General features: G+C 62.9%; 19 protein-coding genes and 1 tRNA gene. 13 read left to right on the top strand and 7 right to left on the bottom strand.

The features are described from left to right. Position 1 precedes the first annotated feature (1 nt). The 6 genes from BMI88_RS18660 to BMI88_RS18635 form a co-directional block, all read right to left on the bottom strand. Positions 2–1,147: a peptidoglycan DD-metalloendopeptidase family protein gene (locus BMI88_RS18660; RefSeq protein WP_078551014.1), complete on the bottom strand. Its 1,146-nt coding sequence runs from the start codon at positions 1,145–1,147 to the stop codon at positions 2–4. Then, complete coding sequence (gene gpmI, locus BMI88_RS18655) at positions 1,144–2,667, bottom strand: 2,3-bisphosphoglycerate-independent phosphoglycerate mutase (protein WP_078551013.1); 1,524 nt, start codon at positions 2,665–2,667, stop codon at positions 1,144–1,146. The genes BMI88_RS18660 and gpmI overlap by 4 nt, the downstream gene beginning before the upstream one ends. Positions 2,668–2,737: 70 nt before the next feature. Beyond that, positions 2,738–3,457, bottom strand: coding sequence for a class I SAM-dependent methyltransferase (locus tag BMI88_RS18650; protein WP_078551012.1), 720 nt, complete (start codon positions 3,455–3,457; stop codon positions 2,738–2,740). A gap of 97 nt (positions 3,458–3,554) precedes the next feature. After that, positions 3,555–4,022 (bottom strand): 23S rRNA (pseudouridine(1915)-N(3))-methyltransferase RlmH, encoded by a 468-nt coding sequence (gene rlmH, locus BMI88_RS18645; RefSeq protein ID WP_078522651.1) that lies wholly within the window; start codon positions 4,020–4,022, stop codon positions 3,555–3,557. 10 nt (positions 4,023–4,032) lie between these two features. Continuing rightward, positions 4,033–4,395 (bottom strand): ribosome silencing factor, encoded by a 363-nt coding sequence (rsfS, locus tag BMI88_RS18640; protein WP_075776745.1) that lies wholly within the window; start codon positions 4,393–4,395, stop codon positions 4,033–4,035. A gap of 132 nt (positions 4,396–4,527) precedes the next feature. After that, positions 4,528–5,883, bottom strand: coding sequence for a mechanosensitive ion channel domain-containing protein (locus BMI88_RS18635; RefSeq protein ID WP_078551011.1), 1,356 nt, complete (start codon positions 5,881–5,883; stop codon positions 4,528–4,530). A 266-nt stretch (positions 5,884–6,149) separates the two neighbouring features. Between BMI88_RS18635 and leuC the strand changes: the two genes are divergently transcribed. From leuC to BMI88_RS18610, 5 genes are all read left to right on the top strand, one after another. Next, the gene (gene leuC / locus BMI88_RS18630) at positions 6,150–7,571 is read left to right on the top strand and encodes a 3-isopropylmalate dehydratase large subunit (RefSeq protein WP_078541511.1); all 1,422 of its coding nucleotides are present in this window, start codon (positions 6,150–6,152) and stop codon (positions 7,569–7,571) included. 12 nt (positions 7,572–7,583) lie between these two features. Next, positions 7,584–8,189: a 3-isopropylmalate dehydratase small subunit gene (gene leuD, locus BMI88_RS18625; RefSeq protein WP_078551010.1), complete on the top strand. Its 606-nt coding sequence runs from the start codon at positions 7,584–7,586 to the stop codon at positions 8,187–8,189. 126 nt (positions 8,190–8,315) lie between these two features. Continuing rightward, on the top strand, positions 8,316–8,828 hold the full coding sequence (locus BMI88_RS18620) for a DUF308 domain-containing protein (RefSeq protein WP_078551009.1): 513 nt from the start codon (positions 8,316–8,318) through the stop codon (positions 8,826–8,828). A 272-nt stretch (positions 8,829–9,100) separates the two neighbouring features. Beyond that, a complete protein-coding gene (locus BMI88_RS18615) occupies positions 9,101–9,928 on the top strand; it encodes a hypothetical protein (RefSeq protein ID WP_143594777.1) in 828 nt (275 codons plus the stop codon). A gap of 44 nt (positions 9,929–9,972) precedes the next feature. Further along, positions 9,973–10,962 carry an endonuclease/exonuclease/phosphatase family protein gene (locus tag BMI88_RS18610; protein WP_348638901.1) on the top strand — a complete coding sequence of 330 codons (990 nt, stop codon included), beginning with the start codon at positions 9,973–9,975 and terminating at the stop codon, positions 10,960–10,962. On the opposite strand, the gene BMI88_RS18605 is transcribed toward BMI88_RS18610, so the two are convergent. Beyond that, on the bottom strand, positions 10,926–11,846 hold the full coding sequence (locus BMI88_RS18605) for a hypothetical protein (RefSeq protein WP_078551007.1): 921 nt from the start codon (positions 11,844–11,846) through the stop codon (positions 10,926–10,928). The genes BMI88_RS18610 and BMI88_RS18605 overlap by 37 nt on opposite strands. Before the next feature lie 216 nt (positions 11,847–12,062). Here BMI88_RS18605 and leuB point away from each other — a divergent pair, with 216 nt between their 5' ends. The 8 genes from leuB (at position 12,063) to BMI88_RS18560 (ending at position 18,718) form a co-directional block, all read left to right on the top strand. Further along, positions 12,063–13,166, top strand: coding sequence for a 3-isopropylmalate dehydrogenase (leuB, locus tag BMI88_RS18595; protein WP_078541515.1), 1,104 nt, complete (start codon positions 12,063–12,065; stop codon positions 13,164–13,166). Positions 13,167–13,282: 116 nt separating this feature from the next. Then, the gene (locus tag BMI88_RS18590) at positions 13,283–14,260 is read left to right on the top strand and encodes a DMT family transporter (protein WP_078522643.1); all 978 of its coding nucleotides are present in this window, start codon (positions 13,283–13,285) and stop codon (positions 14,258–14,260) included. Between the two features lie 52 nt (positions 14,261–14,312). Beyond that, positions 14,313–14,389 (top strand) — tRNA-Pro (locus tag BMI88_RS18585). Between the two features lie 99 nt (positions 14,390–14,488). Then, positions 14,489–15,061: a dTDP-4-dehydrorhamnose 3,5-epimerase gene (rfbC, locus tag BMI88_RS18580; protein ID WP_078551005.1), complete on the top strand. Its 573-nt coding sequence runs from the start codon at positions 14,489–14,491 to the stop codon at positions 15,059–15,061. Further along, entirely contained in the window at positions 15,058–16,095 is a 1,038-nt protein-coding gene (rfbB, locus tag BMI88_RS18575) for a dTDP-glucose 4,6-dehydratase (protein WP_078551004.1), read from the top strand. Before rfbC ends, rfbB begins: the two co-directional genes overlap by 4 nt. Further along, on the top strand, positions 16,092–16,937 hold the full coding sequence (gene rfbD / locus BMI88_RS18570; RefSeq protein ID WP_078551003.1) for a dTDP-4-dehydrorhamnose reductase: 846 nt from the start codon (positions 16,092–16,094) through the stop codon (positions 16,935–16,937). Before rfbB ends, rfbD begins: the two co-directional genes overlap by 4 nt. Further along, a complete protein-coding gene (gene rfbA, locus BMI88_RS18565) occupies positions 16,937–17,803 on the top strand; it encodes a glucose-1-phosphate thymidylyltransferase RfbA (RefSeq protein ID WP_246831931.1) in 867 nt (288 codons plus the stop codon). Before rfbD ends, rfbA begins: the two co-directional genes overlap by 1 nt. A gap of 6 nt (positions 17,804–17,809) precedes the next feature. Further along, positions 17,810–18,718, top strand: coding sequence for a glycosyltransferase (locus BMI88_RS18560; protein ID WP_348638900.1), 909 nt, complete (start codon positions 17,810–17,812; stop codon positions 18,716–18,718). Positions 18,719–18,721: the final 3 nt, after the last annotated feature.

Here is an 18,721-nt window from a genome sequence, read left to right as displayed (position 1 = left end):
CTCAACCCTTGTCGTCTTTTGTCTGGATGAACCACGGCGTCGGGTCCACGGGCTTACCGCCCTCTCTCAGTTCCAAATAAAGCGTCTCGCTGCGATCTGCACCAGCGCCATCTGTCGCCGCCTGCACGAATTCCTTGCCGAATTCCTTCGCTCCCGGCTGAATTCCGCCCATCAAACCGATGGGCGTGCCCTTTGGCAGCACGTCTCCGACCTCACCATAGACGGTTCCGAGGCCCGCAAGAACCAGAAGATATCCATCTGCGGGTTCGAGGACCATCACATTTCCGTAGTCGAGCAACGGACCACGGTAGCGAATTGTCGCAGCCCAGGGCGTTGTGACCAGCGAGCCCGGCTCACTTGCGATCACGAGACCGGGACGTTTGATCCCCGCGGCATCGGGCTCGTTGAAGCTCCGCAGAACCGAGCCGATCACCGGCAGGTTCAGACTGCCTTTCGCGCCCGCGAAATCGCCGCGCGGCGGGCCGATATCGTTTTCCATGTCGCTCAGGCCGGTCGCGAAGCCTTCGAGCGTGTCGGCGCTTTGCACCAGCGCGGTCAGCTCCTCGGGTTCTTCGAGATAGCGCTGCGGGAGTTTTTCGCGGCGTTCCGAGATCGCCTCGGACAGTGCGGTGCGCGCCTTCGTCACCGAAACCATCCCCGCTTCCAGCGTCTCGCGCGCGTTTTCCTGCAGCTTGCGCAGGGTCGCGATTTCCTCGAGGTGGACGCTCAGTTTCTGCGCCTCTTCCTGCAAGGCAGGCGCGACCGAAGACAGCACCATTCCCGAACGAGCCGAGCCTTCGGGCCCCGAGGGATGCAGCAGCAGAAGCGGCCCGTCGGATTGCTGCATCGTCGACATCACGGCCAGCAGCCCGCCAAGCTCTTCGCGTTTCGCGTCGAACCCCTGCTTGATCTCGCGCTCGCGGATCGCGGCCCGGCGCAAGCCGTCACGCAGCGCGCTCAGCCCTTGCTCATAGGCGTGGATCGTTTTCGTCAGCGCCGCGATGCGATCCGATTTCGACTGCGCAGCATCGAGCGCGGTGATCGCCTTGCGCAGATCGGCCGAGGCCTTGAGTGCGGCGTCGCCCGATCCTTCCGCCCAAAGCGGCCCGGTTGAGATCAGAAGAGCTGCGAGTGCGGCGCGGATCACGATACGATCAGGCTCTTTCCGGTCATTTCCTCGGGCTGCTCGATCTGCATCAGCTCCAGCAGCGTCGGCGCGAGATCCGCAAGCCGACCTTCGCGCAGCTTGGCGCCCTCCGGCCCGCCGACCAGAGAGACGGGCACGAGGTTCGTGGTATGCGCGGTATGCGGTCCGCCGGTTTCGGGGTCGATCATGGTTTCGCAATTGCCGTGATCGGCGGTGATGATCATCGCGCCGCCCGCAGCTTCCAGCGCCTCGACGACGCGGCCGATATCATGGTCGATCTCTTCCACCGCCGCGATCGCGGCTTCCAGCGAGCCGGTATGGCCGACCATGTCGGGGTTGGCGTAGTTCACGATGATCAGGTCGTACCCGGTCTCGATCGCCTCGACGAATTTGTCGGTGACTTCCGGCGCACTCATCTCGGGCTGCAGGTCGTAGGTCGCGACCTTGGGCGATTTCGGCATGTAGCGGTCTTCGCCTTCCCACGGCTCTTCCTTGCCGCCGTTGAGGAAGAAGGTCACATGCGGGTATTTCTCGGTCTCGGCGAGGTGAAACTGGCTAAGCCCTTGTTTCGAAATCCATTCGCCGAGCGTGTTGACGATCTCGCGCTTCGGATAGGCGGTCTTCATATAGGCGTTATGCTTGTCGGAATACTCGACCATCCCCAGCAGCGCCGCCCATTTCGGACGGGTCCCGGTTTCGAATTCCGAGAAGTCCGGCTCGCCGATCGCGCGCAGGATTTCACGAGCTCGGTCGGCGCGGAAATTGAGACAGAAGAACCCGTCGCCATCCTTTGCGCCGTCGTAATCGCCGATCACGGTGGGCTTGATGAACTCGTCCATTTCTTTCTTGTCGTAGCTGGCCTCTACGGCCGCGACAGGGGTGTCGGCTCCCTGCCCTTTGCCGTTGATCATCGCATCATAGGCAAGGCCCACGCGCTCCCAACGGTTGTCGCGGTCCATCGCGTAATAGCGGCCATCTACCGTGACGACCGTGCAGCCTTCGGGCAGCCGGTCGCAAAGATCGGAGACGAAGGACTTCGCGCTATCGGGTGCCACATCGCGCCCGTCGGTGATCGCGTGGATCAGGACCGGAACGCCCGCCTCCGAGACCATTTTCGCCGCGGCGAGCGTATGTTCGATATGACCATGCACACCACCATCCGAGATGACACCCATCAGATGCGCGCGCCCGCCGCTCTCTTTCATCGTGTCGATGAAGGACAGGATCGCCTCGTTCTTGAAGAAAGAACCGTCCTCGATCGCCAGATCGATCTGGCCCAGATCCATCGCCACCACCCGGCCTGCGCCGATATTGGTGTGACCGACCTCGGAATTGCCCATCTGACCGCTCGGAAGTCCGACATCGGGGCCGAAGGTCACCAGCGTCGATTTCGCCGGGTTGTTCCACAGAACGCGGTCGAGGTTCGGCGTATCGGCCAGCAGGGGCGCGTTTCCTTCGCGCTCCTTTCGCTCGCCAAAGCCATCGAGAATGCACAGGACGACGGGTTTCGGGCGGGTCATGGCGGCCTCCTAATCTGTTGCCCCCTCATACGCCTCGCAAGCCTTGGCGGCAACCGGGGGCGTGTGCGCCTCAGGCCTGGAACATGATCCGCCGGGCTTTCTTCTCGTAGCTGAGAATTTCGGTCTGTCGCGTGGCCTCGATTAGCGTCGAGAGCGCTTCGTCGGGTTTGTTCATATAGCGCCGACGCAGGTCCAGCACGACCGCGCCGCCATCCCGGATCACCCGCATCATAAGGTCGAGATAGTCGCCGATCGGATAATGGAAACCGCAGGAAATCAGACTGGTAACCAGATCGCCCGTGACCCCCTCCAAAGCATCAGGCTGCTTGACCGGGTTGAGCGTCTCGACCGCATGGGCGCCATTGTCGCGTAGAAACGCCGCCGCGGCGTCGAGCGAGGCATAGCCCGCACCGGTATCGCTCCAGAAATGGTATTGCTCCGGGGTTTCCTCGATATCGATCAAGGTCACGGCGCAATCGTAATCCTTGATCAGCAGCGCGTCGTTGAGACCCTGTCCGCAGCCGATGTCGATCACATGGGTCGGGCGGCGACCGGTTTCCTCGAGCGCCTTGCGCAGCGGGAGATACTCGGTGAAGACCTCGGCGAGCGCCCCCCGGAAAATCTCCTCGTTGCGGGCCTCGACTTCTTCCAGCGCGGGCCCCCTGTCGCCGGCTTCCCAGGCCTTGCGCGCGGTGCCGGAAATCTGGCGCGTTCGCTGGAAGCCCATCAGCATCATCGCCTCGCGCGAAATGGACGCGCCGGAAATATTCATGTCGCGAAGTGTATTCATGGAGCCTGACCTGCTGGGCATTGTTTTCGAGCGCAGCGTAACGTCGCGGAGACGCTGCGCAAGCTATTGAAAACTGCACAATCTAAAGATGTGCTGATCAGACGCGGTGATAGGGCGTGCCGGCGATGATCTGTCCGGCGCGGTAGATCTGTTCGGTCAGCATGACGCGGGCCAGCATATGCGGCCAGACCATCTTGCCGAAAGAGATCGAGAACTCGGCGCGGCTGCGCAGGGACGGGTCGATCCCGTCCGCGCCGCCGATCACGAAAGCCACATCACGCGCCTGATCGCGCCAGCCTTGCAGCTTCGTGGCAAATTCGGGCGATGAGATCAGGCTGCCGCGCTCGTCGAGCGTGACGATCACCGATCCATCAGGAATGGCGCGGCTCAGCAGGTCTGCCTCTGCGCCCTGCCCCAGGCCCTTCTTGTCTTCGACCTCGACGACGGAAGCCGGGCCGAGCCCGAAGGCGCGCCCGGATTTCTCGAAGCGTTTCAGGTAGTCGTCGATCAGCTCGCGTTCGGGCCCCTTGCGCAAGCGGCCCACCGCGCAGATCGTGATCTTCATGCAGCCGAACTCAGACGGGGGCGCCCGCGGGCATCCACATCTTTTCCAGCTGATAAAACTCGCGCACTTCCGGGCGGAAGACGTGAACGATGACGTCGGAGCTGTCGATCAGCACCCAGTCGCCCTGATCCTTGCCCTCGACTTTGCAAGCCCGGTCGAATTCGTGCTTCAGCCGCTCGGTCAGGTTCTCGGCGATGGCGCTGACCTGACGCGTGCTGCGCCCGGAACAGACAACCATATAGTCACCGATCGAGGACCGACCGCGCAGGTCGATGGTCACGATATCTTCGGCCTTGTCGTCTTCGAGGGAAGAAATGACGCGCGCGAGGATTTCTTCGCTCGTCGCTTCGGCATTGACGGCCCGTGTATTCATGGCCGCTGCCTTTGTGCCGGCATCACTCGGCACGATGGAAAGATGAGACAGGACATGGTCCTCCAGATGTTACGCACCGAAATGGCCCCGGCGCTGGACGTCCTCCGAAAATAGCATCCCGAAGGTTCAATTTCAATTTTCATGCGGCGAATTTTCGCTATGCGTTTCCGGCCCGGGTTGCAAGTCCAGTTGCGAACCTTCGAGCAAACGCACTTCGCGCTGCGGGAACGGGATCGAAATGCCGTTCGCTTTGAACGTATCCCACAATGCGAGGAACACCTGCCCGCGCACGTTCGTCAGCCCTTCGACGGGGTCCGTGATCCAGAACCGCAGAAGATAATCGACCGAACTGTCCCCGAACCCAGTCACGTGACACACGGTCGGGCGGTTCTTCAAAACGCGGTTCACCGATTGCGCGGCCTCCACCGCGAGCTTGCGCACCACGTGCGGGTCATCGTGATAGGAGGTGCCGAAGGGCAGGTCGATCCGCACGAATTCGTTGGAATGGGACCAGTTGACGACCTGCCCGGTGATCAGGTCTTCGTTCGGGATCAGGTATTCCTTGCCGTCGCGCGTAACGACAGAGACGTAGCGCGCGCCCAGCGAATTGATCCAGCCGAAAGTCTCGCCAAGGCTGATCACGTCGCCGGGCTTGATCGATTTATCCAGCAGGATGATCACGCCCGAGACGAGGTTCGACACGACTTTCTGCAGACCGAAGCCGAGGCCGACGCCGATCGCACCCGACAGAACCGCAAGCCCGGTCAGGTCGAAGCCCACCGCCTTGATCCCGATGAACAGCGCCGCGCCATAGAGCAGAACCTGCATCACCTTGATGACCAGCTCCGACATCGAGGGGCTGATATCCTCGTTGGTGCGCAGCCGCACCGAGGTCTGCCCCGAGACGATCCGCGCGACCGACAGCAGGATCGTCGTCAGCACCAGCGCCTTGAGGACGCCGTAGGCCGTGATCCGGAAATCCCCGAATTCGACCGCCGTGCCGTTCAGAAGCCGCACGGTCTCGTCCCACAGCCCGAGATAATAGAGCGTCACCCAGATCCACGCGCCCCAGCGCACGATGCGGCGCAGAAGCGCGTTGCGGATCAGTCGCGCGACGAGACCGACGACCAGCCACGCCGTGACCAGCGTTGCCACCAGCACCACGAGGAAGCGCCAGGAATAAAAGCCTTTGGTCGCCTCGAGCACGAAGACCGACGCCCAGGCGAGAAGAACGAAGAGGAAGCCGCGCAGGCGTTGCCGGAACAGGATCAGCAGCCGAAGCTGGCGGGTCGAAAGCTCACGCCTCCGCCCCCAGTCGTCGACTTTCGGGGCAAGCCAGATCCGCCCGAGATGGGCCAGCGCGAAACATGCCGCAATGATCCCGAACTGCCAGAGCCGCGAGGGCAGCACGATCGAATTGAGGAAGATTTCGATCTGCGCCCAGATCGAAGCCAATATCTTGACGATGTCCCCATTCGCGAAATCCATGAAAATGACGTTAGCCCGGTTTTGCGATCAGTCCAAACACGGACTCTTCGATTGCCTCAGAGACGGATTCGCCGTATTTAGCGCCCCATGACACTCGTTTTCGACATGGATGACCGCGCCCGCCTTCGCGAGCGCTTCTACGGCGAAAGCCGCTCGGTGCTGGCACGACTTTGATGCTCTGCGCCCGCGGGCGCATATCTGCGCCTGCTGTCCCATGTCTGACAAACGGCCGTTTTTAGGCCAGCCATCCAAAGAAAGTGAGAGCCATGTCTGCTCCGAAGACCCTCTATGACAAGATCTGGGACGCGCATGTCGTGTCCGAAGACGAAGACGGCACCAGCCTGCTCTATATCGACCGTCACCTCGTCCACGAAGTGACCTCGCCGCAAGCCTTCGAAGGGCTGCGCATCGCGGGCCGCAAGGTGCGCGCACCCGAGAAAACCATCGCCGTTCCGGATCACAACGTGCCGACCACGCTCGACCGCGCCAAGGGGATCGAGAACGAGGAAAGCCGGATCCAGGTCGACGCGCTCGACAAGAACGCCAAGGATTTCGGGGTGAACTATTACCCGGTCTCCGACGTGCGTCAGGGCATCGTCCACATCGTCGGCCCCGAACAGGGCTGGACCCTGCCGGGCATGACCGTCGTCTGCGGCGATAGCCACACCGCGACCCATGGCGCGTTCGGCGCGCTCGCCCACGGTATCGGTACCTCGGAAGTGGAGCACGTTCTGGCCACCCAGACGCTGATCCAGTCGAAGTCGAAGAACATGAAGGTCGAGATCACCGGCAAGCTGCGTCCGGGCGTCACCGCCAAGGACATCACCCTGTCGGTCATCGGCGCGACCGGCACCGCCGGCGGCACCGGCCATGTCATCGAATATTGCGGCGAAGCGATCCGCGATCTGTCGATGGAAGGCCGCATGACCGTCTGCAACATGGCGATCGAAGGCGGCGCGCGCGCTGGCCTCATCGCGCCGGACGAGAAGACCTTCGAGTATGTCAAAGGCCGGGCCCATGCTCCGAAAGGCGCGCAATGGGAAGCGGCTCTGCATTGGTGGAAGCAGCTCTACACCGATGAGGGCGCGCATTTCGACAAGGTCGTCACCATCAAGGCCGAAGAGATCGAACCCGTCGTGACCTGGGGCACCTCGCCCGAAGACGTGCTGCCGATCTCGGGCTCTGTCCCCGCGCCGGAAGACTTCAAGGGCGGCAAGGTCGAAGCGGCCAAGCGTGCGCTCGACTACATGGGCCTCGAAGCGGGCACCAAGCTGACCGACATCAAGATCGACGTGGTCTTCATCGGGTCCTGCACCAACGGCCGGATCGAGGATCTGCGCGCCGCCGCCGAAGTCGTCAAAGGTCGCAAGCTGGCCGATGGCGTCCGTGCGATGGTCGTGCCGGGCTCGGGCCTCGTGCGCGCTCAGGCGGAGGAAGAAGGTCTGGACAAGATCTTCCTCGATGCCGGTTTCGAATGGCGCATGGCGGGCTGCTCGATGTGTCTCGCGATGAACCCCGACCAGCTGGCCGAGGGTGAGCGTTGCGCGTCGACCTCGAACCGCAACTTTGAAGGGCGTCAGGGCTACAAGGGCCGCACCCATCTGATGAGCCCGGCCATGGCCGCCGCAGCTGCTGTCACCGGTCACCTGACCGATGTGCGCAAGCTGATGGAACTGGAAGACGCGTAAGGAGCGACGAGAATGGAAAAGTTCGAAAAAGTTACCGGGATCGCCGCTCCCATGCCGCTGGTCAATATCGACACCGATATGATCATCCCCAAGGGCTTCCTGAAGACGATCAAGCGCACCGGGCTCGGCGTGCATGCGTTCGACGAGATGCGCTACGACCGTCAGGGCAACGAGAACCCCGACTTCGTGCTCAACAAGCCGCAATATCGCGAAGCGCAGATCCTCGTGGTCGGCGACAACTTCGGCTGTGGCTCCTCGCGTGAGCACGCCCCGTGGGCGCTCGCCGACTTCGGTATCAAGGTGATCATTTCGACCTCCTTCGCCGACATCTTCTACAACAACTCGTTCAAGAACGGGATGCTGCCGATAGTGCTGCCGCAGGAGCAGGTCGACATGCTGATGAAGGATGCCGAGAAGGGCTCGAACGCGCGGATGACCGTCGATCTCGAGAACCAGGAGATCACGACCTCGGAAGGCGAGACGATCAAGTTCGACGTCGACGCGTTCAAGAAGCACTGCCTGCTCGAAGGTCTCGACGATATCGGTCTGACGCTGGAGAAGGCCGCGGCCATCGACACGTTCGAGACGCAGATGCATCAGGCGCGTCCCTGGGTGTAACCCAAGACGCCATCGCTACATGGAAAGCCGCTCCGATCGGGGCGGCTTTTTACATCAGAAGGGGGCGCGGGAACGCGGCGCCCGTGGTAGGGTTCATCATTTGACGTAGATCGAGAGGATGATGCGATGCGCGTTTCGACCCTGTTTCTGGTGACCGGCCTCGTGCTGATCGTTCTCGGCGTTGCGGCCATCTCGAATCCCTTCGCGACCTCGCTGGCCCTGACCACCTTCGTCGGCATCTTGTTCCTGATCGCCGGGGTGGTGCAGGCGTGGCTCGCCTTCAACGACCGCGACGGGGCGCATCGGGCGTGGCATGCGCTGATCGCACTTCTCAACATCGTCGTCGGCGTCTGGCTGATGGCGGATCCGATGTCGGGTACAGTGTCGCTCGCGGCGGTGGTCGGCGTGCTCTTCCTGCTGATGGGCGCGCTGCGCTTGCTCATCGGTCTGCGTCTTGGCGGGCCGCGCCTGCGGTGGATGCTGGTCCTGTCGGGCGCGGTTTCGATCCTGATCGGCGTGCTGATCTTCTCCGCGTTCGACCAGATCGCGACGCAAATCCTTGGACTATTGCTAGGAATCCAGCTCTTGGCGGATGGTGTCGGGCTTGCCGCACTTGGCTTTGCCAATCGCGACTCCTGAGGGTTTTTGAGGCGCTAACCCCTTGATCCACAAAATATGGTTTCGCCTCCTAGGTTGCCACATTTTTGCACCTTTGTTGATGCAATGTCGCACCAGGTCTTCCAAGAAAATGCCTTAATGCGGCACAGAGTCTGAAAACACTATTTGCTTGGATCGGGAACTTGGGCAAAATCATGGCAAGTTTGAGGCAGCGCGCCACAGTCGGCGCGCGTCTTGCGGGTAAAAGGATCGGCAATGTACCGCATCCGACCGCAGGGAAGGGTAGGGTAACTGTGTTCTCACGTCTCTCAGGGGCGCTTGTTCGCGCGATCCTCGTCGCGGTGGTGATCTGCACCCCCGCGCTCATTCTGCCCGATACCAGTAGTGACACCGCACAGATCGTGGCGCTTATGGCGCTGTTCGGTTTCGCGCTGACCCTTTTCGAATATGCTTCCGTTTATCCCGGCCTGATCGAGTTCCGCGATGCGCCGCCCTTCAACCGCATCCGCTTCATGTCGCTGTTCCTGACGGTTCTGCTGCTCTCGCTGGCGGTGCAGTCGCAATATCACGCCTCGACCCTGACCCGGCTGATCGAGGTTCTCGGCACCACGGTCGCAGGCTCCATCGATGTTCCTTACAGCCCCGTTCGCCTGCTGCAACTCGCGTTGCCGGCGGATGCCTCTCTGCATCAGGTCGCGCTGGTGCGCACCGCTGCGGGCATGGCCTACCTGATCTCGCTGCTGACCCTTGGCTATTTCGTCATCGTCATGCGGATCATGGGCTGGCCGCAGGCGCATACGAAATTCAACGTCTGGGTCAATCTGCCGACTTTCGACCCGACCGCAGGCGGCGACGTGGTCGAGCGTCTGCGCCGCGATTCCTGGTTCAACATTGCGCTGGGCTTCCTTTTGCCCTTCCTTATTCCAGCGGTGCTCAAACTCGTCTCGGTCAGTTTCGTGATCGTGACGCTCGAAGTGCCCCACACGATGATCTGGATGGTGACGGCATGGGCCTTCCTTCCCGCAAGCCTGTTCATGCGCGGCATCGCGCTGGCTCGGGTCGCGCAAATGATCGAAAACAAGCGTCTCGCTTCCGGGGCGAGCGACTACTTGCCGGCCTGATCGCGGCGTTTCTGGCGCTGCCTGCCGCGGCAGAGAGCCTGCGCGTGGCGACATGGGATGCCGGGCTTTCGCGCCGGGGTCCGGGGCTTTTGCTGAAAGATATCCGCAATGACACAGCGCAGGTCGCGGCTGTGACCCGCATCGTCGACGCGATTGCGCCGGATGTGCTTTTGCTGACCGGGATCGACTGGGACCATGACGGGCAGGCGCTGGCCGCGCTGAATGAGACCTTCGCGCAGCCCTATCCGCATCTCTTCGCGCCGCGTCCGAATAGCGGATGGCCGAGCGGGGGGGATTTAGACGGTAACGGCAAGCTTGGGGAAGCGCGCGATGCCCAAGGTTACGGACGGTTTCCGGGGCAGGGCGGTCTGGCGCTACTGTCGCGCTACCCGATTGAGGCCGACCGCGCGCGCGACTTCTCCGCGATGCTGTGGAAGGACCTACCCGATGGGCAAAGCGCAGGGGCGGAGCTGTCGCCGGAGGCGCTGGAGGTGCAGCGTCTCAGCTCCACCGCGCATTGGGATGTACCGCTCAAACTGCCCTCGGGCGCGCAGCTGCACCTTCTGGCCTTCGCCGCGACGCCACCGGTTTTCGACGGGCCAGAGGATCGCAACGGACGCCGCAATCGCGACGAGATCGCCTTCTGGCTCCGGTATCTGGATGGGGAGCTCGAAGCGCTGCCGCCCGGGGCGCCGGTGATCCTGCTAGGCGACGCCAATCTCGATCCGAAAGACGGGGAGGGGCGGCGTGATGCGCTCGATCTGCTGCTGAACGGCCCGCATTTGCAAGACCCGCAGCCGCGCAGCGATGGCGCAACGCAAGCGGCCGATCCCGCGCATCAGGGCGATCCGGGCCTCGATACCGCCGATTACGACGGGCCGGGCAACCTGCGGCTCGATTACGTTCTGCCGTCGACCGACTTGAGGGTGACGGGGGCGGGCGTCGTCTGGCCGAAGCCGGGCGCGCCCTTGGCGAAGGCGGCCGCAGCCGCCTCGCGTCACAAGATGGTGTGGCTCGATATCGCGTTGCCCTGATCAGGAACGACCTTGAGGCCCCGGATATAGAGATGCTCGAACACCACGCGCTGCAGCGTCTTCGGCGTGAATTCCGGGAAGCGCGCGTGAAAATCGGTGCCGTCGATCTCGTGGCTCATGTCGAACAGGTAGCGCATCTCGCGCAGCTCGCGCGCAAGCTCCCATGCGGGCGAGGCAAGCAGTAGCGCCGTCCACGGGAATTTCTTGATCGAGATGTCGCGCCCCATCTGACTCGAGAATTCCTCGGCCAGTTCGCGCGCGGAGAACCGCGTGCCGGGAAACCCGAGATCGAGCAGGCCGGGCGTGTGATCTTCGGTCTCGGCCAGTTGCACGGCGATCCGGGTCATATCCTCGAGATCGGCATAGACGCGCTGCGCATCGGGCTTGCCGAGCGCGGTGATCTTACCCTTGCGCAAATCCTTCAGCATCACCCGGTTCATCAGCGTGTCGGGCGACTCGGCATTCAGGAAATCGCCGCCGCGCAGGATCGCGACCGAACGACCTTCTTCGGCATGGGCGCGATAGCGCGCCTCCATCTCGGCGCGGATCTTGCCCTTGCGGGTGCAGGCGTGATGCGGGGTCGCGGCGCTCCACGGAGACGGCTCGCGCCCGTAGACATAGACGTTGCCGGGCACCATCACCGAGGCCCCGCTGTCGCGCGAGGCGGCCAGAACCTGCTTGGTGATCTGGGGGATCTGGTTTGCCCAGTCGTGGTAATTCGGCGGGTTCATCGCATTCACGATCCACCGCGCGCCGCGCGCTGCGATCGCCATGTCGGTGCCCCGGCGATAGCGATCGACGTCCCAGCCAGCGGCCCTGAAGGACCGTGCCGCAGCAGATCCGAACAAACCGCCCATTCCCAGGATCAGTACCCTGCGATTCATTTCGCCCTCATGTGTCGTCTGCCTGCTCTAAACTCTAGCATGCGCTCATACGCGTGCGGGGGCCACTCGCCAACCACCTGATCCGCAAAAGCCCGCCGAAGCCTCGGCAACCGCTTGCCGATCGTCCAGACACGGTTTCGCGACCTGTGCCGCTTGACCAAGGGGCGGGCAGGGGATACGCCCTTCGAGACCCTGTTTTCTTGGGAGATTATCCTCATGTCCAACCCCTCCATCCTCATCCTGCCCGGCGACGGGATCGGCCCCGAAGTCATGGCCGAGGTTCGCAAAGTCATCGACTGGTACGGTGCCAAGCGCGATCTCGCCTTCGATGTCAGCGAAGACCTCGTGGGCGGTGCGGCCTATGACAAGCACGGGGTTCCGCTGGCCGATGAGACGATGGCGAAGGCGCAGGAAGTGGACGCGGTTCTGCTGGGCGCCGTGGGTGGTCCGAAATACGACGTGCTCGACTTCTCGGTGAAGCCCGAGCGCGGCCTGCTGCGTCTGCGCAAGGAGATGGACCTGTTTGCCAACCTGCGCCCCGCGCAATGCTTCGACGCGCTGGCGGATTTCTCCTCGCTGAAGAAGGACGTGGTTGCAGGCCTCGACATCATGATCGTGCGCGAGCTGACCTCGGGCGTCTATTTCGGTGAGCCGCGCGGCATCTTCGAAGAAGGCAACGAGCGCGTCGGCATCAACACCCAGCGCTACACCGAGTCCGAAATCGAGCGCGCCGCCCGCGCCGCTTTCGAGCTGGCGATGAAGCGCAACAAGAAGCTCTGCTCGATGGAGAAAGCCAACGTGATGGAGTCGGGTATCCTCTGGCGCGAGGTCGTGACCCGCGTCGGCGAGGAATACCCGGAAGTCGAACTGAGCCACATGTATGCCGACAATGGCGCGATGCAGCTCGTGCGCGCGCCCAAGCAGTTCGACGTGATCGTCACCGACAACCTGTTCGGCGATATCCTGTCCGACTGCGCGGCGATGCTGACCGGTTCGCTCGGGATGCTGCCCTCCGCGTCGCTCGGCGCGCCGATGGCGAACGGTCGCCCGAAAGCGATGTACGAGCCCGTGCACGGTTCGGCCCCCGACATTGCGGGGCAGGGCAAGGCCAACCCGATCGCCTGTATCCTCAGCTTCGCGATGGCGCTGCGCTACAGCTTCGATCAGGGCGACGAGGCGACCCGTCTGGAAACCGCGATCGAGAAAGTGCTGGCCGATGGCGTGCGCACCGCAGACCTGATGGGCCCCGAAGGCGGCACCCCGGTCTCGACCTCCGAGATGGGCGACAAGATCATCGAAGCGCTCGACGCCTCGCTCTGATCCACGAGACAAGTTTTGTGAAAGGCGCGGGCGCAAGCTCGCGCCTTTTTCATGCCGCGGCCTTGCAACTCCCGAACATCCGCTCAAGATGTGAGCGATAACACCGGGAGCCCCCCATGCCCGATTTCGGCGGAAAATCAAACGCACGCGGTGCGTCGCTCGGCCTGACCTCGATGGCGATTTTCGCCACGCATGACGTCATCATCAAACATCTGGGTCAGACCTATTCGCCGGTTCAGATCGTGTTCTTCGCGGCGCTCCTGTCTTTCCCGCTGCTCTCGGTCATCCTGCTCAACGACAAGCGCGGGGGAAGCTTGCGCCCGGTTCATCCCGGCTGGGTCGTCGGTCGGGTCTTTACCACCGTCGTCACCGGGCTCTGCGCTTTCTACGCCTTCTCGACCCTGCCGCTCGCGCAGGTCTATCCGCTCCTCTTTGCGATGCCGCTGCTGGTCACTGTCTTCTCGATCCCGATCCTGGGCGAGAAGGTCGGCATTCACCGCTGGGCTGCGGTTATCCTCGGCCTCATCGGCGTGGTGATCGTGGTGCGCCCCGGTCAGGCGGATCTCGCACCGGGCCACTTTGCGGCGATGACGGCAGCAGTCACCGGTTCGCTGGCCTCGGTGATCGTACGTAAGATCGGCTCGGAGGAGCGCTCCGTCGTGCTGCTGCTTTCGCCGCTTCTGGGCAATGTGATCGTCATGGCGATCCTTCTGCCCTTTGTCTGGCAGCCGCTTCAGATCGGAGATCTGGGCCTCATGGCGGTGATCGCGATCTTCGGCCTGACCGCCTCCTTCCTGCAAATCCTCGCCTATCGCGCGGGCGAGGCCGCCATCGTCGCGCCGATGCAATATTCGCAAATCCTCTGGGCGGTCTTCTACGGCTGGATCATCTTCCACGAGAGCGTGGACATCCCGACGCTTGTCGGGGCAGGCGTGGTGATCCTGTCTGGCATCTACATCGTCATTCGCGAGACCCGTGTCTCCGAGAACCAGCCGGTGCTGCGCACAAGGGGCCGCTCGGAAACCGTCACCGCCCCGCGATCGTCGCTTCTGGGTCGCGTTTTGGGCCTTCGTGCACGCAATTCAAGAAGCTGACTCAGACCCCCTTGCAAAACCCTGCACAAGCGGCTAATTCCCCGCCCACGGTCGGAGCGTAGCGCAGCCTGGTAGCGCACCTGCTTCGGGAGCAGGGGGTCGGAGGTTCGAATCCTCTCGCTCCGACCATTTTCCCGATTTCCCCTGATTTCTTGGCATGCAGCGATGTCGCTGGCCTTTCGGGCCGTGCTTTGGCACAACTTTCCCGAAGCAATGAAGGCAGGGCGAATGCAGGTCGAACCAACTCCACTCAGCGGCGTTCTTGTGATCACCCCGAAGCGATTCGGCGATCACCGCGGATTTTTCTCCGAGAGCTATTCGACGAAGCGATTTGCCGAGGCCGGGATCGAGATCGAGTTTGTGCAGGACAACCATTCGGTCTCGGAGGCGGTGGGCACGGTGCGCGGGTTGCATTTTCAGGCCCCGCCCCATGCGCAGGCGAAGCTGGTGCGCTGCGGGCGCGGGCGGCTCTGGGATGTCGCGGTCGATATCCGCAAAGGCAGCCCGAGCTACGGCCAGTGGTTCGGCACCGAGCTGAGCTTCGAGAACGGCAAGCAGCTTCTGATCCCGGCGGGCTTCGCGCATGGGTTCGTCACGCTCGAGCCGGGGACAGAAATCGTCTACAAATGCTCGGATTACTACGCGCCCGAGTGTGAAGGCGCGATCCGCTGGGACGACCCGGATCTGGGCATAGATTGGCCGCTTTCCGCAGGGATAGAACCTGTTTTGTCCGGCAAGGACGCCGAGGCACCGCTTTTCTCGGGGTTCGACAGCCCCTTCAAATGGGAGGGCGCAGCATGAAGATCCTCGTCACCGGCGGTGCCGGATTCATCGGCTCCGCAGTCGTCCGTCTCGCCGTCTCGCGCGGCCATGAGGTGGTGAACCTCGACGCGCTGACCTATGCCGCCTGCCTTGAGAACGTCGCGCCCGTCGCGGACAGCCCGCTCTATGCGTTCGAGCAGGCCGATATTCGCGACCCCGAGGCGCTGACGGCGATCTTCACCCGTCACAAGCCCGATGCGGTGATGCATCTCGCGGCCGAAAGCCATGTCGACCGTTCGATCGACGGCCCCGGCGCCTTCATCGAGACGAACGTGATGGGCACCTACAACATGCTGCAAGCGGCGCGCAGCTTTTGGGAGGGTGAAGGTCGTCCCGAGAGCTTCCGGTTCCACCACATCTCGACCGACGAGGTATATGGCACGCTCGGGGCCACGGGCCAGTTCACCGAAGAGACGCCCTACGCGCCGAACAGTCCCTATTCCGCCTCGAAAGCGGGCTCGGACCATCTCGTGCGCGCCTGGCATGAGACCTATGGGCTGCCAGTGGTGCTCACCAATTGCTCGAACAATTACGGCCCCTATCACTTCCCGGAAAAGCTGATCCCGGTGGTGATCCTGAACGCGCTCGCGGGCAAGCCGCTGCCGATCTATGGCGACGGTTCGAACGTGCGCGACTGGCTCTATGTCGAGGATCACGCCGATGCGCTGCTTCTGGTGCTGGAGAAGGGCGCTTTGGGTCGCAGCTACAATATCGGGGGTGAGAACGAGCGGTCGAACCTCGAACTGGTCCAGACGATCTGCACCATTCTCGACAAGCTGCGTCCGGGCGACGCGCCCTATGCCGATCTGATCACCTTCGTCACCGATCGCCCCGGCCACGATGCGCGCTACGCGATCGACCCGACCCGCATCCGCGAGGAGTTGGGCTGGCGGCCGAGCGTGACGGTGGAGGAAGGGCTCGAGCGCACCGTGCGCTGGTATCTCGAGAACGAAGACTGGTGGCGCCCGCTATTGGAGCGGCACGGCGTCGGCGAAAGGCTGGGCAAGGCATGATCCTCGTCTTTGGACAGACTGGTCAGGTCGCGCAGGAGCTGCAGCGCCTCGTGCCCGATGCGGAGTTTTTAGGCCGGAATAGGGTCGATTTGCGTGATCCCGGCGCCGCAGCTGAGGCGATCCGAGAGGCGAAGCCTGAGGCCGTGATCAACGCCGCCGCCTATACGGCTGTCGACAAGGCCGAAGAAGAAGAGGCGCTCGCTCAAACCGTTAACGGTGACGCGCCCGCCGCGATTGCCAAGGCGTGCCGCGACCTTGGCATCCCGCTCATTCACATCTCTACCGATTACGTCTTCGACGGCTCGGGCGACGCGCCGTTCAAGCCCACCGATCCGACCGGTCCGCTGGGCGCCTATGGCCGCACCAAGCTCGCAGGCGAAGACGCGATCCGGGCGACGGGCGGCGCCTTCGCCATTCTGCGCACCAGTTGGGTCTTCTCGTCCCATGGCGGGAATTTCGTGAAGACGATGCTGCGCCTGTCGGAAAGCCGCGATCGCCTGACGATCGTCGCCGACCAGATCGGCGGGCCAACGCCGGCCAAGGCGATCGCCGAGGCCTGCCTGACCATCGCAAAGGAATTGCAGCGCACGCCCGAAAAAAGCGGCGTTTACCATTTCTCAGGCTCTCCCGATGTAAGCTGGGCAGGCTTCGCGCGGGAGATCTTCGCGCGGGCCGGGCGCGGCGTGACGGTGGAGGACATCCCCACCGCCGATTATCCGACGCCCGCGAAACGGCCGCTCAATTCGCGGCTCGACTGCAGCGATCTGGCCGTTTTCGGCCTGAATAGACCCGATTGGAGATCGGGATTGGACGACGTTTTGACCGAATTGGGGGCGATATGATGCGCAAGGGGATCATTCTGGCAGGCGGCTCGGGCACGCGGCTCTATCCGATCACGATGGGCGTCTCGAAGCAGCTTCTGCCGGTCTATGACAAGCCGATGATTTACTATCCGCTGACGACGCTGATGCTTGCCGGCATCCGCGAGATCGCGGTGATCACGACGCCGCATGATCAGGAGCAGTTCATCCGCACGCTCGGCGATGGCAGCCAGTGGGGGCTGAGCCTGACCTATATCACCCAGCCCTCGCCCGACGGTCTGGCGCAGGCCTATCTGCTGGCCGAAGAGTTCCTCGCGGGCAGCCCTTCGGCGATGGTTCTGGGCGACAACATCTTCTTCGGCGCGGGTCTCGGCGAGATCCTGAAAGCGGCGAATGCGACCGCATCGGGTGGCACCGTCTTCGGCTATCGCGTCCGCGATCCCGAACGCTACGGCGTGGTGGATTTCGATGAGAGTGGCAAAGTGCGTGCGATTATCGAGAAGCCCGAAGTGCCGCCCTCGCAATTCGCGGTCACGGGTCTCTATTTCCTCGACGAGACCGCGCCGGACCGTGCCAAGACGATCACGCCGTCCGCCCGCGGCGAGTTGGAGATCACCTCGCTTTTGGAAACCTATCTGCATGACGGCGCGCTCTCGGTCACGCAGATGGGCCGCGGCTTTGCCTGGCTCGACACCGGGACGCATGGCAGCTTGCTCGACGCAGGGAATTTCGTCCGCACGTTGGAGGAGCGGCAGGGGCTGCAAAGCGGCTCGCCGGATGAAATCGCCTACGAGAAGGGCTGGATCAGTGCAGACGCACTCGTCGACCGGGCAAAGAAATTCGGCAAGAACAGCTATGGCGAGTATTTGCTGCGCCTGATCGAGTAAGCGACCGTGGCGCGGGTGACGATCCTGATGGCGACACGCGATCCGGGTCCGGAGCTGCGCGATCAACTGGAAAGCCTCGCGGCGCAAACCCATCGGGATTGGCGGCTGATCGTCGGGGACGACAGCCGAAGCGACGTCGCCCAAGACGTCTTGGCGGAATTCGCGCGCAGCCATGACGTGAAGGTTGTGGCAGGACCGCGGACCGGCGCGGGAGGGAATTTCCTGTCTCTGCTGCGGGGGATCGACAGCGCGCAGCAGGATTACATCGCCTTTTGTGATCAGGATGATGTCTGGCTACCGGAACGGCTCGCGCGCGGGATTTCGAGTTTGGGCGAGGGGGAAGCTGCGCTTTATTGCAGCCGGACTTGGGTCTGCAACGCTGATCTGGAAGACCAGCATCTCTCCGTCCGACACACTCGCCCGCCGTCTTTCCGTAATGCACTGGTGCAGAATATCGCGGCGGGAAACACCATTCTCCTGAACGCGGCAGGGGCCGAACTGGCCATTTCTGCGGCGCGCGAACTGCAAGTTGCGCCGCGCCATGACTGGTGGCTTTATCAGCTGTTCACAGGGTGCGGCGCGCGGGTCATCTATGATGCGAAGCCCACGCTGCTCTACCGCCAACACGGGGGCAACGCGGAAGGGGCGAACAATACACTGCGCGCCAAGCTCTCTCGACTCGGGCGCATGCTGTCCGGCGATTGGCGGTGCTGGATCGACGATCAATGTGCAGCTCTCACTGCATCGGCGCATCGGTTCACGCCCGGGAACCGGGCCGTTTTCGATCGCTTCAAGAGGATGCGCGACGCGGGGTTTCCGGCCCGTCTGAAAGAATTAGCCCGGCTGAGGCTCTATCGCCAAAGCCGGGCGGCTACGCTTGCCCTTTGGATCGGGGCCGTGTTTCGGCGGATTTAGGGT

This window comes from Thioclava sp. F36-6 (assembly GCF_002020305.1).
In the GTDB taxonomy this organism is placed as follows: Bacteria; Pseudomonadota; Alphaproteobacteria; order Rhodobacterales; family Rhodobacteraceae; genus Thioclava; species Thioclava sediminum.
The sequence above is the reverse complement of the archived record's forward strand: the minus strand, read 5'-3'. Positions and strand labels throughout refer to the sequence as shown.

Bases quoted from the DNA above. Each gene is read 5' to 3' on its own strand.
- gpmI (WP_078551013.1), bottom strand. From the start codon at position 2,667: ATGACCCGCCCGAAACCCGTCGTCCTGTGCATTCTCGATGGCTTTGGC.
- BMI88_RS18650 (WP_078551012.1), bottom strand. From the start codon at position 3,457: ATGAATACACTTCGCGACATGAATATTTCCGGCGCGTCCATTTCGCGC.
- rlmH (WP_078522651.1), bottom strand. From the start codon at position 4,022: ATGAAGATCACGATCTGCGCGGTGGGCCGCTTGCGCAAGGGGCCCGAA.
- rsfS (WP_075776745.1), bottom strand. From the start codon at position 4,395: ATGAATACACGGGCCGTCAATGCCGAAGCGACGAGCGAAGAAATCCTC.
- BMI88_RS18635 (WP_078551011.1), bottom strand. From the start codon at position 5,883: ATGGATTTCGCGAATGGGGACATCGTCAAGATATTGGCTTCGATCTGG.
- leuC (WP_078541511.1), top strand. From the start codon at position 6,150: ATGTCTGCTCCGAAGACCCTCTATGACAAGATCTGGGACGCGCATGTC.
- leuD (WP_078551010.1), top strand. From the start codon at position 7,584: ATGGAAAAGTTCGAAAAAGTTACCGGGATCGCCGCTCCCATGCCGCTG.
- BMI88_RS18620 (WP_078551009.1), top strand. From the start codon at position 8,316: ATGCGCGTTTCGACCCTGTTTCTGGTGACCGGCCTCGTGCTGATCGTT.
- BMI88_RS18605 (WP_078551007.1), bottom strand. From the start codon at position 11,846: ATGAATCGCAGGGTACTGATCCTGGGAATGGGCGGTTTGTTCGGATCT.
- leuB (WP_078541515.1), top strand. From the start codon at position 12,063: ATGTCCAACCCCTCCATCCTCATCCTGCCCGGCGACGGGATCGGCCCC.
- BMI88_RS18590 (WP_078522643.1), top strand. From the start codon at position 13,283: ATGCCCGATTTCGGCGGAAAATCAAACGCACGCGGTGCGTCGCTCGGC.
- rfbC (WP_078551005.1), top strand. From the start codon at position 14,489: ATGCAGGTCGAACCAACTCCACTCAGCGGCGTTCTTGTGATCACCCCG.
- rfbB (WP_078551004.1), top strand. From the start codon at position 15,058: ATGAAGATCCTCGTCACCGGCGGTGCCGGATTCATCGGCTCCGCAGTC.
- rfbD (WP_078551003.1), top strand. From the start codon at position 16,092: ATGATCCTCGTCTTTGGACAGACTGGTCAGGTCGCGCAGGAGCTGCAG.
- rfbA (WP_246831931.1), top strand. From the start codon at position 16,937: ATGCGCAAGGGGATCATTCTGGCAGGCGGCTCGGGCACGCGGCTCTAT.